At 59.9% G+C, this 13,835-nt stretch carries 11 protein-coding genes and 1 tRNA gene; 7 read left to right on the plus strand and 5 right to left on the minus strand.

Going from position 1 to position 13,835, the window contains the following annotated elements; genetic code table 11:
* The first annotated feature begins 3 nt into the window (after positions 1–3).
* The 4 genes from ACTG4B_RS14615 (at position 4) to ggt (ending at position 5,730) form a co-directional block, all read left to right on the plus strand.
* On the plus strand, positions 4–1,581 hold the full coding sequence (locus tag ACTG4B_RS14615; protein WP_439156446.1) for a hypothetical protein: 1,578 nt from the start codon (positions 4–6) through the stop codon (positions 1,579–1,581).
* Entirely contained in the window at positions 1,578–2,519 is a 942-nt protein-coding gene (locus ACTG4B_RS14620) for a site-specific tyrosine recombinase XerD (RefSeq protein WP_439156437.1), read from the plus strand. The genes ACTG4B_RS14615 and ACTG4B_RS14620 overlap by 4 nt, the downstream gene beginning before the upstream one ends.
* Positions 2,520–2,571: 52 nt before the next feature.
* Positions 2,572–3,873, plus strand: coding sequence for an HlyC/CorC family transporter (locus ACTG4B_RS14625; RefSeq protein WP_439156438.1), 1,302 nt, complete (start codon positions 2,572–2,574; stop codon positions 3,871–3,873).
* A 66-nt stretch (positions 3,874–3,939) separates the two neighbouring features.
* Positions 3,940–5,730 (plus strand): gamma-glutamyltransferase, encoded by a 1,791-nt coding sequence (ggt, locus tag ACTG4B_RS14630; RefSeq protein ID WP_439156439.1) that lies wholly within the window; start codon positions 3,940–3,942, stop codon positions 5,728–5,730.
* A 35-nt stretch (positions 5,731–5,765) separates the two neighbouring features.
* On the opposite strand, the gene ACTG4B_RS14635 is transcribed toward ggt, so the two are convergent.
* Positions 5,766–7,304: a helicase HerA-like domain-containing protein gene (locus ACTG4B_RS14635; protein ID WP_439156440.1), complete on the minus strand. Its 1,539-nt coding sequence runs from the start codon at positions 7,302–7,304 to the stop codon at positions 5,766–5,768.
* Positions 7,305–7,706: 402 nt separating this feature from the next.
* On the opposite strand from ACTG4B_RS14635, the gene ACTG4B_RS14640 reads away from it, so the two are divergent.
* Positions 7,707–8,291, plus strand: a complete 585-nt coding sequence (locus ACTG4B_RS14640) for an invasion associated locus B family protein (RefSeq protein ID WP_439156441.1) — start codon at positions 7,707–7,709, stop codon at positions 8,289–8,291.
* Positions 8,292–8,357: 66 nt separating this feature from the next.
* Here the strand turns inward: ACTG4B_RS14640 and ACTG4B_RS14645 are convergent, their stop codons facing one another.
* The 4 genes from ACTG4B_RS14645 to ACTG4B_RS14660 form a co-directional block, all read right to left on the minus strand.
* On the minus strand, positions 8,358–9,566 hold the full coding sequence (locus ACTG4B_RS14645) for a beta-ketoacyl-[acyl-carrier-protein] synthase family protein (protein ID WP_439156442.1): 1,209 nt from the start codon (positions 9,564–9,566) through the stop codon (positions 8,358–8,360).
* A complete protein-coding gene (locus ACTG4B_RS14650) occupies positions 9,567–9,827 on the minus strand; it encodes an acyl carrier protein (RefSeq protein WP_439156443.1) in 261 nt (86 codons plus the stop codon).
* A gap of 63 nt (positions 9,828–9,890) precedes the next feature.
* On the minus strand, positions 9,891–10,952 hold the full coding sequence (gene lpxD / locus ACTG4B_RS14655; RefSeq protein WP_439156447.1) for a UDP-3-O-(3-hydroxymyristoyl)glucosamine N-acyltransferase: 1,062 nt from the start codon (positions 10,950–10,952) through the stop codon (positions 9,891–9,893).
* 31 nt (positions 10,953–10,983) lie between these two features.
* Positions 10,984–12,591, minus strand: coding sequence for a L,D-transpeptidase family protein (locus ACTG4B_RS14660; protein WP_439156444.1), 1,608 nt, complete (start codon positions 12,589–12,591; stop codon positions 10,984–10,986).
* Between the two features lie 318 nt (positions 12,592–12,909).
* On the opposite strand from ACTG4B_RS14660, the gene ACTG4B_RS14665 reads away from it, so the two are divergent.
* Positions 12,910–13,479, plus strand: coding sequence for a YcbK family protein (locus ACTG4B_RS14665; protein ID WP_439156445.1), 570 nt, complete (start codon positions 12,910–12,912; stop codon positions 13,477–13,479).
* 183 nt (positions 13,480–13,662) lie between these two features.
* Positions 13,663–13,738: transfer RNA gene (locus ACTG4B_RS14670), tRNA-Thr, on the plus strand.
* The last annotated feature ends 97 nt before the right edge of the window (positions 13,739–13,835 follow it).

The raw sequence follows: 13,835 nt of genomic DNA on the forward strand, positions 1-13,835 counted from the left end.
CCGATTTTGCGGCCCCGACCCAAGAGGTATCGCGCCCTGTTACGCTGGACACAAATTAAGGCGCCCTGCTGGCTGGGGTCCGCGATCTTGTGCTGTCTGACAGGTCCTGTCGCGGCGCAACCCGCGCTGCAAGAACCGCTGTCCGCGATCGAATGGCTTTCCCAAAGCGTCAAACCGATGGCGCGCGCAGAGCCACCGGTTTCGCAGGGGTCAAACGTGCCGCAGATCACGGTCACGCCGCTTGCCCGCCCCTCGAAGGATCCGGTCGGCCTGTTGCCTGGCCGGGTCACGGGTTTGCCCCGCACGATCTGGACGGCCAGTGATGAACAAACCCTTGTCGATCTGTTGCAGGCCGAACAGCGCGACAGCTTGCCGGCCGTGCGCGATTTCCTGAAGGTGCTGATGCTGGCAGAGGCCGACCCGCCAAAGGATGCCGGGACAGGCAACGCTCTTTTTCTGGCCCGGGTCGATACATTGCTGGACCTTGGCGCGGTCGAACCCGCCAAGGCGCTGATCGAACAGGCCAAACCCGATACCGCACCACTGTTCCGGCGCTGGTTCGATGCCTCGCTTTTGACCGGCACCGAGGATGACGCCTGTCGTGTCATGGGCGAAAAACCATCCGTCTCGCCGACGTATGGCGCACGTATTTTCTGTTTGGCCCGCAATGGTGACTGGAACGCGGCGGCCCTGACGCTGAACACCCACCGTGTACTGGGCGATATCACCCCCGCAGAAGAGATGCTGCTAGCCCGCTTTCTGGACCCTGATCTGTTCGAGGGCGATCCACCGCTACCACGCCCGGTCCGCGTCACGCCGCTGAATTTTCGGATGCATGAAGCCATCGGAGAGGCATTGGTCACCACCAATTTACCGCTGGGCTTTGCCCATGCAGACCTAAGGACAACGACGGCATGGAAAGCCCAGCTTGACGCGGCTGAACGGCTGTCCCGGCATGGGGCGATTTCGGAAAACCTGTTGCAGCGGATTTATACTGCGCGCACGCCGGCAGCGTCTGGCGGGGTCTGGGACAGGGTCGCGGCCGTGCAGCGTTTCGACAGGGCCGCGACCGCGCGTGACCCAATCGCCATCTCGCAAAGCCTGCCTGATGCATGGGCGGCGATGCAGGATGCCCGCACGGAAGTCCCGTTTGCCAAACTTTATGCCCCTGCCGTGCAGGGTATTGACCTGACCGGGTCCGCCCGCGATCTGGGGCTCATTCTTGGTCTTTTGTCCCCGGACTATGAAACATTCGCCATCAATGCCGCGAGCGGCGATCACGACCCTTTCCTGATCGCTCTGGCGCGCGGTGTCCCGCAAGACATCAGGGTGACGTCACCCCGCGAACTGGCCATCCAACAAGCCTTTAACGGTGCGCTGCCCCCGCAGCGTTTGCAAAGGCTGATCCGGGAAGGCAAGCTGGGCGAGGCGCTTTTGCGTGGCATAACCCTGTTTCATCAGGGTCAGGCCGGTGACATGCGTGCGCTGACCGATGCACTGGCGCTGTTTCGCACCGTCGGACTGGAGGATGTGGCCCGCCGTGCCGCGCTGCAAATGGTGCTGTTGGACAGGCCGGCATGAGCGTGACATCAAACCCGATGGCCCACTGGATACAGGCCTTCCTCGAGGCACAAGCCGCAGAACTGGATGCAGCGGTCAATACCCAGACCGCCTATGCCCGCGATCTGACGGATTTCGCAGGTTGGCTGACCGCCAAGTCACTTCATTACGCAACCGCCAGCCGCGATGACGTTGAACATTACCTGATCCACTGCGAGGCCCAGGGCCTTGCAAAATCAACCCGTGCGCGCCGCCTTTCCGCGATCAAGCAGCTTTACCGTTTCGCATTCGAAGAAGGCTGGCGCACCGACAACCCCGCCATCCAGATCAAAGGGCCGGGCCGTGCGCAGCGCCTGCCCAAGACGCTTGATATTACCGAGGTTGACAGGCTTCTCGATGCGGCCCGGCGCAGCCCCAGGAACACGCTGCGCAACAGTTGCCTGATGGAACTGCTTTATGCCACGGGGATGCGGGTGACCGAACTGGTCAGCCTGCCCGTGTCCGCCGCGCGGGGCGATCCGCGGATGTTGCTGGTGCGGGGCAAGGGCGGCAAGGAACGTCTGGTGCCGCTGTCGCCACCCGCACGCAAGGCGCTGGCCGCCTATCTGGCCGAACGCGATCAGGCCGAAGACATCGCGCGCAAGCAGGGCCACCCGGCGTCACGGTTTCTGTTCCCGTCCCGCGGCAAGGCCGGCCATCTGACACGGCATAGGTTTTTTGGCCTGATCAAGGAATTTGCCGTCGCAGGCGGCGTTTCCCCTGCCAAGGTCACGCCGCATACGCTGCGTCACGCCTTTGCCACGCATTTGCTGGCCGGCGGGGCCGACCTGATGTCTATCCAGATGATGTTGGGCCATGCCGATGTCTCCACAACCGAGATTTACACCCACGTGCTTGATGCCCGCCTGACGGAACTGGTCATGGACCACCATCCGCTGTCACGCAAACCCAAGTCTTGAACGCACCTGTGCAAGACCCCATAATCCTGCAAACTGCATTTGAAAGATCCTGATGGAACCTGCCACATTCGACGTCGCCTTTTGGATTACTGCGGCGGCCATTCTTGCCTTGCTGGTCATGTCCGGGTTCTTTTCGGGGTCAGAAACCGCGCTGACGGCGGCATCGCGGGGAAAATTGCGGTCGGCTGCGGACAAGGGCAACAAGGGCGCTGAACGCGCGCTCAAGATCACCGAAGACAATGAGCGGCTGATCGGGTCCGTCTTGCTGGGCAATAACGTCGTCAATATTCTGGCTACCTCGCTGGCCACTGCCGTGCTGACCAAGCTGTTTGGCAGTAACGGTGTGGCCGCCGCCACGCTGATCATGACACTGTTGGTGCTGATCTTTGCCGAGGTGCTGCCAAAAACCCTTGCCATCACACATCCCGAAAGCTTTGCGTCGCGGGTGTCGGCCCCAATCAGTCTGATTATCCTGCTGTTTTCCCCCCTTGTCACGGCGGTGCGCGCCCTCGTGCGCGGTGTCTTGTTTGTTTTCGGCGTTCGGACCGATCCTGACAGCCATATCCTGGCGGTGCGCGAAGAAATCGCCGGTGCCCTGTCACTGGGACATTCCGAAGGCGTCGTGGAAAAGGAAGATCGCGACCGTATCCTTGGCGCGCTGGACCTGAATGAACGCGCTGTGGAAGAGGTCATGTTGCACCGCTCCGGCATTGAAATGGTGGATGCCACCCTGCCTGCACAGGATATTCTGGCGCAAATTCTGCAAAGCCAGCATACTCGCCTGCCGCTTTACCGCGACGATCACGAAAACATTGTCGGGGTCATCCACGCCAAAGACCTGTTGCGCGCGATGCACAAACTGCTGAATGACGGCACGCTGGACGCGGGGGAACTGGCGGAGTTCGACATCATGCAGGTGGCAATGCCCCCCTATTTCGTGCCGGAAACCACGACGCTGGATGAGCAGATGCGCAATTTCCTGAAACGGAAAACCCATTTTGCGCTGGTGGTGGATGAATATGGTGGCTTGCAAGGGCTGATCACGCTCGAGGATATCCTGGAGGAAATCGTGGGCGAGATCGCCGATGAATTCGACGAAGATGAAACGCTTCAGATCGCCGCGACAGCGGATGGCGCGTATGTCGTCGATGGCAGCGTTACGATCCGCGACCTGAACCGTGCGCACGACTGGTCGTTGCCGGATGACGAGGCAAATACCGTTGCCGGGCTTGTGATCCATGAGGCACAGATGATCCCCGTCGAGGGACAGGTGTTTTCGTTCCACGGATTCCGGTTCGAGGTGATCAGCAAGGAAGAGAACCGGATCGCGACGCTGAAGATCCGCAAGCTGTGACATCGCACTTGCCTTTGATGCAAAGCGGGGCAATCCTGACCTTTTGATCCAATCAAAGAGGTTATCATGACATTGCGCCATTTTTTGCCCGCCTGTTTGTTATCGCTTTGCCTTGCTGTTCCCGCCTATGCCCAAGAGGCCGCCGATACGGTGGCACCCGAAACCGCAACCGCCACAGGCGCCTTTGCAGGACTTTCAGAGGCCGCCCGCGCCGGGCTTTCCGCCAAGCAAGCCGGGGTGCCCGTCAGCGCCGATGACTGGATGGTGGTTGCCGCCAACCCACTGGCAGTCGCAGCGGGGGCTGATGTGCTGGCGCAGGGCGGCACGGCGGCGGATGCGATGATCGCCGTGCAAAGCGTGCTGGGGCTGGTGGAGCCGCAGTCGTCGGGACTGGGCGGAGGTGCGTTTCTGGTCTGGTATGACGCCGCAACCGGCACGATGACCACCCTTGACGGGCGCGAAACTGCGCCGCTGGCCGCAACCCCCACACTGTTTCAGGATGAAAACGGCGAACCGCTGGGCTTTTTTGATGCGGTCGTCGGCGGGCTTTCGGTTGGTACACCCGGCACGCCAAAACTGATGGAAGAGGCGCACACGCGCTGGGGCCGAGCCGATTGGACCGGGCTTTTTGCGCCAGCCATCGCGCTGGCCGAAGGCGGGTTCGCCGTGTCACCACGTATGGCTGAATCGATTGCAGGCGACGCCGAACGCCTGCAACGCTTTGCGTCTACCGCTGCGTATTTCTTTCCCGGCGGCACGGCCCTTGCCGCAGGTGACACACTGCGGAACCCCGCCTATGCCGACACCCTGCGCCAGATCGCGGCCCATGGCACGGATGCGTTTTACACCGGACCGATTGCCGCCGACATCGTGACAACCGTGCGCACCGCCGCAGGCAACCCCGGTGTGCTGTCCGCGCTTGATCTGGCACTTTATGACGTGGTCGCACGTGACCCTGTCTGCGTGACGTATCGTGTGTATGAGGTCTGCGGCATGGGGCCGCCATCATCGGGCGCGCTGACCGTGGGGCAGATTCTGGGGATGCTGAACAATCATGACATCTCGGATCCCGCAGATGCCGCGACATGGCGGCTGATCGGGGATGCGTCCCGGCTGGCTTTTGCGGATCGGGGGCGGTACATGGCCGACAGCGATTTTGTGCCAATGCCGACCAAGGGGCTGGTTGATCCGGCCTATCTGGCCGACCGCGCAGCCCTGCTGGCAGGCGATGATGCCCTGCCAGAGGTCACGCCCGGCAACCCCACTTGGGACCACGCGATGATCTGGGGGGATGATGCCAGCATCGAATTCCCATCGACTTCGCATATTTCCATCGTGGACAGCTATGGCAATGCCCTGTCGATGACCACGACCATCGAGAACGGGTTTGGTTCGCGGCTGTTCGTGCGGGGTTTTCTGCTGAACAACGAATTGACCGATTTTTCCTTTGCCACGCATGCAAACGGCTATCCCATCGCGAACCGGATCGCACCGGGAAAACGGCCCCGATCATCCATGGCCCCCACCATTGTTACCCGCGACGGTGCCCCGGTGCTGGTAATCGGCAGCCCCGGCGGCAGCCGGATCATCGGCTATGTGGCACAGGCCATCATTGCCCATATCGACTGGGGCATGGATGTGCAGCAGGCGTTGACCGGCGGCCATCTGGTCAACCGTTTTGGCACCTACGATGTCGAGGCCGGCAGCGCCCGAACAACGCTGGAGGCGCCGCTACGCGCACTGGGATATGAGGTCAATCTGCGTGATCTGAACTCTGGCCTGCATGCCATCGCGATTGGTGACAGCCTGTCCGGCGGGGCCGACCCGCGGCGCGAAGGGGTGGCGATCGGCGAATAGCCCTGCGCACAGGGTGGGTCATGACCCACCCTGCCCTAGCGGCCGCGAAATAACCCCCCCAGTATCCCGCGCACAATGCGGCGGCCGGTCGTGCCTTTCAGTTCCTTGACGACAACCGATGCGATCGCCTCGCCAAATCCGCCTTGTGACGACGCCTTTCGCGATGCCGATCGCTCTGTCGTGCGCCCGCCATCATAACGGCGGGCTGCTTTGAATTCCCGCTCTTTCTCTTCCAGCGCGGCCTCTTGCGCCTCTGCTTCTGCGGCTTCTTTTGCGGCTGCGGCGGCGCGCGCCAGCAGCATCTCATGGGCGCTATCGCGGTCAATGGCCGCATCATATTTCCCCGCCATGTCTGACGCGGCCATGATCGTCTGACGCGTGATCGCATCGATCGGGCCAAGCTGCGACGACGGCGGGCGGATCAAAGTGCGTTCGACCACCGAAGGAATACCCTTGGCGTCCAGAAACGACGTCACTGCCTCGCCGGTGCCGACCTGCTGGATCGCCTCTGCGGTGTCAAAGGCGGGGTTGTCGCGATAGGTTTCGGCGGCGGTTCTCAATTCCTTGCGATCCCTGGCGGTAAAGGCACGCAAGGCATGCTGCACCCGGTTGCCCAATTGTCCCAGCACATCGTCAGGAATGTCGCCGGGGTTTTGCGTCACGAAATAAACGCCCACCCCTTTGGACCGGATCAGGCGGGCGACCTGCTCGACTTTATCCACCAGTGCCTTGGGCGCGCCATCAAACAGCAGGTGCGCCTCGTCAAAGAAAAACACCAGCTTGGGTTTGTCAGGGTTACCGACCTCTGGCAGCTCCTCGAACAGTTCCGACAAAAGCCAAAGCAGGAAAGTCGCATAAAGCCGTGGGGACCCCATCAGTTGATCGGCAGCAAGGATGTTGATCTCGCCCCGGCCATCCTTGACGCGCATCATGTCGGCCAGTTCCAGCGCAGGTTCACCGAATAGCGCCGCACCACCCTGGTTTTCCAGCACCAGAAGTTGCCGCTGGATCGCCCCCACCGATGACGTCGCCACATTGCCATAGCGCAGTGAAAGTTCCTGCGCATTCTGTCCGACCCAGACCAGCAGCGCCTGCAAATCCTTCAGATCAAGCAACGGCAGCCCCTGTTCGTCAGCCACCCGAAAGGCCACGTTCATCACACCTTCCTGCACATCGGTCAGGTCCAGAAGCCGCGACAAAAGCAGTGGCCCCATTTCCGCGAGGGTCGTCCGGATCGGATGGCCCTGCTTTCCGAAAAGATCCCAGAAGGTGACAGGAAAGCTGTCATATTGCAGGTCTAGCCCGATGGTCGCCGCCCGTTTTGCAAAGGCATCATGCAATTTAAAGGCCGCCGATCCGGCGGCAGCCAGCCCAGACAGATCGCCTTTGATGTCGGACAGGAACACCGGAATGCCAGCCGCAGAAAACCCTTCTGCCATGATTTGCAGCGTCACCGTCTTGCCGGTGCCCGTGGCGCCCGCAACCAACCCGTGCCGGTTCGCCTTGTCGAAGAGTAGATACTGCGGCACAGCATAACCATCGCCCCCACCACCGATGAACATCTGATCTGCCATTTTCCGTCACCTCGCCCAATTTTTTCGTCTGCTAGAGATACATTCTTAACGAAACGATGCCAGAGTAAAGATTGTCGGCCCTTACACGGGGGCGACCTATTCCTTCCTTGTTGAACCTGCCGTGCCTTCGGGCACGGTTTTTTCTGATCAGCCCCCTAAGGGCCGCTGCATGAACACATATTTTTTGCTGTTGACGGGCTCTTTCGCTTTGCGTAGCGTTCCGTCAATTCGTCGGCCAAGTCCGACAGGGAGAAAAACAGAAAAGGGCCCTATACGGGTCCTTTTTTTTCGCCGCCCATCACGAAAAGGTAAGCGAAACCCAGCCGATACATCCTGTATTTGACCTGACATGGCAGCATCAGTCTGCTAATCGCCGGGACAAGAAACGAAAGGAAGATATCCATGCGTCGCATGCTACAATCATTTTTGGTCGCAACCTTGCTGGTGCAGGGGGCCCATGCAACAGCCCAGGAGGCGGATGCTCCGGCAGATCCCGCCGAAGAGCTGAGCTTGGGCCAGCCAACCGGCCCGCAGGTGGGCGAAACTTATGTTGCCGGTTCATTTGGGGACTGGGCACAGCGTTGCCAAAAGGCACCAGAGGGCCAGGAAGACCCCTGTAGCCTTTACCAACTTCTGACCGATGCCAATGATGCGCCGGTTGCAGAACTGAGCCTGTTCCGTTTGCCAGAGGGGTCGCGTGCGATCGCGGGTGCGACAATCGTGGCGCCACTTGAAACGCTTTTGCCACAACAACTGACGCTGGCCGTGGACGGCGGCGAGGCACGCCGGTATCCATTTTCGTTCTGCAATGCCGGTGGTTGCATCGCGCGCATCGGCTTTACCCAAGCCGAAGTGGATCAGTTCAAACGCGGTGCTTTGGCAACGCTGCGACTGGTCCCCGCCGCTGCCCCGACCGAGGAGGTGATCCTGACAGTTTCACTGGCAGGGTTCACCGCCGGTTATGACGGTCTGGAAGCCCGCGAATAAATATGAAAGGCGGTCGGGCACCTGACCGCCTTGCATCCTTCACTGCGAAAACTCCAGGGCGTGGCCCTAGTGTTTTTTCAGGGCGATCACCGCATTGAGCCCGCCAAAGGCAAATGCGTTCGACAGCACAACATCAACCTTTGCGTCGCGCGCCACGTTCGGCACCACATCAAGCGCACATTCAGGGTCGGGTTCTTCAAAACCGATGGTTGGTGCGATCACGCCATCGCGCAGGGCCATGATACAGGCCAAAAGCTCCACTGCGCCGGTCCCACCGATCAGATGCCCGTGCATGGATTTCGTTGAAGAGATCATCAGCGCATCGGCGTGTGCGCCAAACACATCGGCAACCGCAGCGCATTCCGTCTTGTCATTTGCAGCGGTGCCCGTGCCGTGGGCGTTGATATAACCGATGTCTTCCCTGGCAACGCGCGCATCGCTGATGGCACCGGCGATCGCCCGCGCGGCACCCTGTTTGGAGGGGGTGACAATATCGGATGCATCCGACGTCATGGCAAAGCCGATCACCTCGCACAGTATCTCGGCCCCTCTTGCGCGGGCATGTTCATATTCCTCGAACACGAAAACCCCTGCCCCTTCACCTTGCACCATGCCGTTGCGTGTGGCTGAAAACGGGCGGCAGGCATCGCGCGACATGACCCGCAGCCCCTCCCACGCCTTGATCCCACCAAAGCACAACATCGCCTCGGAACCGCCGGTCACCATCGCCGTGGCCATGCCGCAGCGTACCATGTTGAATGCCTGCCCCATCGCGTGGTTGGATGAGGCGCACGCCGTCGCCACCGTAAAGGACGGGCCACGCAGGTTCCATTCCATCGACACATGCGACGCGGCGGCATTATTCATCAGCTTGGGCACGATAAAAGGATGCACCCGGTTCTTGCCCGCCTGATATACGGCACGATAATTTTCGTCCTGCGTGTTCAACCCGCCGCCGGAGGTGCCGAAAATCACACCCGACCGATCCGCCAGCGCCCCCGAAAACGTCAGCCCCGACTGACTGATCGCCTCGCGCGCGGCCAACAGGGTAAACTGGGTGAACCGGTCATAAAGCGCGATTTGCTGGCGGTTGAAATACGTCGTTTCATCATAGCCCTTGATCTGCCCGCCGATCTGGATCGACAGACGATCGACATCCAGAATATCCAGCTGCCCGATCCCGCAGCGCCCTTCGCGCATGGCCTCCAGCGTGGTGGAAACGTCGGCCCCCAGCGGGTTTATCGTCCCGGCGCCGGTGATGACCACACGGTGCATCTATTTGCCCTGCGCCGCGCGGATCTGCTCAACCGCTGAAATGATTGTTGCAACAGATGATATGTCGAAATCGCTCTCGCTGGGATCATTGGCATTGAACGGCACAGAGATATCGAAACATTCCTCAATCGCAAAGATGCTTTCCACAAGCCCCAGACTGTCAATGCCCAGATCGGCCAATGTGCTGTCAAGTGACACGTCCGACGGCTCTAGCATTGCCTGTTCGGCAATAATCGCAATCACTTGCTGTTGGGTTTTCATCCGGCTTGCCTGTCCTGTTTCATTATCGATCTAGTCATTCTGGCAGCTGTTTGAAACAGCTAATTAACGCTTTGTCATCTGTCGCAAAAAGCGAGGCAGGCGGCGCAGCGCCTTGTAGCTTTCAAGGTGCGTCTGCATCTTGGTTGCGGGATAACCCATCATCACACGCCCGCTGGGCACATGCGACAGCACAACCGAACCACCGCCAAGAACCACATCATCGCCCACCGACAGGTTATCGGCGACACCCGCCTTGCCACCGACAACCACGCGGTCGCCAATCACAGTGGACCCGGCGATACCGGCCTGCGCGCAAAGCAGACAATGGTCGCCCAAAATGACATTATGCCCCACTTGCACCAGATTATCGACCTTTGTGCCCCGGCCCACACGGGTCGCGCGGACTGTGCCGGCATCCACCGTAGAATTCGCGCCGATTTCCACATCATCGCCGATCTCGACCCCGCCCAGTGAATGGATCCGGTGCCAGGTCGGGTCCTGTGGCGCAACAAGCGGAACAGCCCCCAGTGTTTCGCGTGCAAGTTCAACATTCGAGGGGGCGGCAGTCACAAAGGAAAACCCGTCGCCGCCGATGGCCACGCCTGGTTGCAGGATCACACGGTTGCCAAGAGACACCCCCCGTTGCAGGCGCACCCCGGCGTGTATCTGGCAGCTTTCGCCAATCTTCACGCCAGCCGCGATACTGACCTGATCAGCAATCCAACTGCCCGCACCAATGACGGCCCCTGCTCCGACAACTGTAAACGGGCCGATGGTCACGTCCGCCCCGATTATGGCTGTCGGATGCACAGATGCCAGCGGGTCTATCCCCGACCCGTCCAAAGGCCGGTCCAGCATGCGCGTCAGCCCGGCCATCGCCAAACGGGCCCGCGGCGCGATAATCGCTGCCTCCAGTCCCAGTGCCTGCCAATCGGCACCCGGCCAGATGACGGCGGCGCGGGCACGCCCCAAAGCCAGAGCATGGCCGTAGGCGGGTGTCATCGCCAGGGCCAGATCCCCGGGCCCGGCGGCGGCAGGCTCTGCCGCTCCGTCCACCACAATGTTGATAGCACCGAGGGCTTGCGCGCCCAATGCGGCTGCGATCTCTGCGATTGAATGTGCCATCATGCCCCCGGATCATATTCCGGTGCCAGATTTATCCCCGAACGGCGCGAACTGCTACCCCTTCACGGGCCAGCGCGCGCCAGATTTTCGCATCGCGGCCATAGATATCGCGGCGGAACTGGGTGCGCCCGTCCGCTTTGGTATAGGCCGTGCGATACACCAGATGCACCGGCACCGGCCGTTCCAGATCAACACGTTGTTCCTGCCCTGTCCGCAGGCGGGATTGAAAGAACGCCTCTGGGTCCGCAACCTGTCGGGCAAGCAGGGTATAGGCAAAGTCGAACGGATCATTCAGACGGATACACCCGTGGCTAAAGGCCCGTGTCTCGCGACGGAACAGGCTTTTGGCGGGGGTATCGTGCAAATAGATGTTATAGCGATTGGGAAACATGAATTTGACCAGCCCCAATGCATTCCCCTGACTGGGCGGTTCACGCATTGAAAACGGAAAGCTGCTTTCGGTGTAGGATGTAAAATCAACTGCGGCACGGTCGACCCGGCGACCGCTGGAATCCGTGATGATCAGCTGGTTGACCGCATTGGGGTTGGTTTTCAGCATCGGAAGATATTCTTTGGTGATGATCGAGCGCGGCACATACCAACTGGGGTTGATCACCATGAACTCCATCACATCCGAAAATTCCGGGCTGACCCGGTCACTTGCGGTGGCCCCGATGACGGCCCGGGTCGCGAAGGTGACATTCTCATTGTCGATGACCTGCGCGCTGAAATCGGCAAGATTGACCCAGATATGACGTTCGCCGCGCGGCCGGTTGATCCAGCGTTCGCGTTCCATTGCAACAATAACAGACTGCAGCCGTGCGGCAGGCTCGACATTCATCTCTGCCAATGTCGAAGGACCGGCCGTGCCATCGGGATTTAGGCCGTGCGCCAGCTGGAACTGCTGCACGGCTGCCATGATGTCGGCGTCATAGGTCTGTGACGCCGTCCGTCCCAGATATCCCATGCTGATCAACCGGTTGCGCAGCGCAACGACAGCAGGGCCACTATTGCCGGGCTCCAGCTTGCGACTGACAAGGGTCGGCCCCCACCCTCCGTCAGCCAGCAAACGCTCCAACGCGAGCTTTTCGCGCATCAAGCGTGTATATTCGGGCGCGGCGGGCGGCAGCGCACGCAGAAATCCGGCCGGGTTGGATTTGACAAACGCCTCGAGCGTTGCCAACCGCGACCGGTACGGCACCTGACGGTGAATATTTGGATCAATACGGGAAGGAACCAGCATGCCGGTCTGGACATCGCGTGCGTATTGCAGAAACAGCCGGCTTAACGCCACTTCGGCCTGGCCCTGCTCTGCGGGCGTGCCGGCCCTGCGCAACCTGTCGATCACCGCGTCGGCATCATAACGATCCGCAGGAAGGCCATGATCACCTGCCGCCGAGAATGCCGCAAGGATTGCGTTGCGTCGATTGCGGTCATCAGTCCAGATACCGTTGAAATCGCGCGCCCTGTAAAATGCAACCAGATCTGGGTCATCTGCCGCCGCCTGGGCAACCGCCTGCCGGAATTCGGTCACCTGTGTCTGGGCAGCCACAGCCGATGCAAGGCCAAGCGCCAAAATCACCAGCCAAACCGCCAGATATGGTCGTAAATCTCTGCCAAATAACCGACTAAAACGCATAAAAATCAAATCCTGCTGATAGGTCCACAAAAGAGCATAACGCGACATGTCGCACGCACGAGTAACAATATCCTTACCTGATCCGTGTCCATGCAAAACTGCAACGACGACCTGAAATCAGATTTTAGGTGTTGCTGTCCCGCGTCTTAAACAGTGCCTCTTGCGCAGGATTTCGCCGATTTCCAGATCATTAACCGGTGTCGCGGTAAACAGTCTTGGTCAATGATTCGAAGTATGCCATAAAAACCACAGCCAAGGCATATGGTGCAAAATCCGCGGAACAGCGGGACAAAGAGGCGACAGGACAGGCGCTACACTATGACAAAAAAGAATTCCTCGGGGATGACCAGACGCGGTTTGTTGGGTGCTTTTGCAGCAACGGCGGTGACCGCCGCACCAACATTCGCCAATGCAGCCGGATTTTTGCGCGGTGCCGGTGATATCAGACGCATCGCAATGTTTTCCGGCCGGACCGGCGAACGGGTCGATACGATCTATTGGATCGAGGGTGAATACATTCCCGAAGCTATTCAGGAAATCAACATGTTCATGCGCGACTGGCGCACAAGCGAAGCCATCCAGATTGATCTGCGCACCATCGACATCATGTCTGCCGCGCGCAATCTGATGGAGGTCGATGAACCTTATATGATGCTGTCGGGTTACAGATCGCCTCAAACCAATGCAATGCTGCGCAAGAATTCCGCTGGTGTGGCACGGAATTCCCTGCATATGAGCGGTCAAGCCGCAGATCTGCGCCTGCAAAGCCGTTCGACAGCACAGATGGCCAGTGCTGCGCTGGCATGTCGCGCTGGTGGTGTCGGACGATATAGCAGATCGAACTTCGTCCATATGGATTGTGGGCCAATCCGCAGCTGGCGCGGCTAAGCCGGGACAACACAGGCCGACAAAAGTGGCGCTTCGGGTTTGCGCCCGGTCCTGCGACTGCATCAAGTCGGATTGTCGGATATACGGATAGGTGGCAAAATTTTTTTTCGCAAAGAAACACCATCCGGTTCTATCCAAACCATCTTGCCAACCCCTTGACCCGATGCTAGACGCCCGCCCAGTGCCCCTATAGCTCAGCTGGTAGAGCAACTGATTTGTAATCAGTAGGTCCGCGGTTCGAGTCCGTGTGGGGGCACCATTAAAATCAATGACTTAGATGCATTTTAAGCCAATAGATCTGTGTGTGCTATTAAGCTGGGCCGCACGTGGGCCGCACATGACTCGCCTCTTTCGAG

The organism is Yoonia sp., from assembly GCF_965660735.1.
Lineage (GTDB): Bacteria > Pseudomonadota > Alphaproteobacteria > Rhodobacterales > Rhodobacteraceae > Yoonia.

Excerpts from the sequence above, each read along its gene's own strand:
- ACTG4B_RS14620 (WP_439156437.1), top strand. The coding sequence starts at position 1,578 with ATGAGCGTGACATCAAACCCGATGGCCCACTGGATACAGGCCTTCCTC.
- ACTG4B_RS14625 (WP_439156438.1), top strand. The coding sequence starts at position 2,572 with ATGGAACCTGCCACATTCGACGTCGCCTTTTGGATTACTGCGGCGGCC.
- ggt (WP_439156439.1), top strand. The coding sequence starts at position 3,940 with ATGACATTGCGCCATTTTTTGCCCGCCTGTTTGTTATCGCTTTGCCTT.
- ACTG4B_RS14635 (WP_439156440.1), bottom strand. The coding sequence starts at position 7,304 with ATGGCAGATCAGATGTTCATCGGTGGTGGGGGCGATGGTTATGCTGTG.
- ACTG4B_RS14640 (WP_439156441.1), top strand. The coding sequence starts at position 7,707 with ATGCGTCGCATGCTACAATCATTTTTGGTCGCAACCTTGCTGGTGCAG.
- ACTG4B_RS14645 (WP_439156442.1), bottom strand. The coding sequence starts at position 9,566 with ATGCACCGTGTGGTCATCACCGGCGCCGGGACGATAAACCCGCTGGGG.
- ACTG4B_RS14650 (WP_439156443.1), bottom strand. The coding sequence starts at position 9,827 with ATGAAAACCCAACAGCAAGTGATTGCGATTATTGCCGAACAGGCAATG.
- lpxD (WP_439156447.1), bottom strand. The coding sequence starts at position 10,952 with ATGGCACATTCAATCGCAGAGATCGCAGCCGCATTGGGCGCGCAAGCC.
- ACTG4B_RS14660 (WP_439156444.1), bottom strand. The coding sequence starts at position 12,591 with ATGCGTTTTAGTCGGTTATTTGGCAGAGATTTACGACCATATCTGGCG.
- ACTG4B_RS14665 (WP_439156445.1), top strand. The coding sequence starts at position 12,910 with ATGACAAAAAAGAATTCCTCGGGGATGACCAGACGCGGTTTGTTGGGT.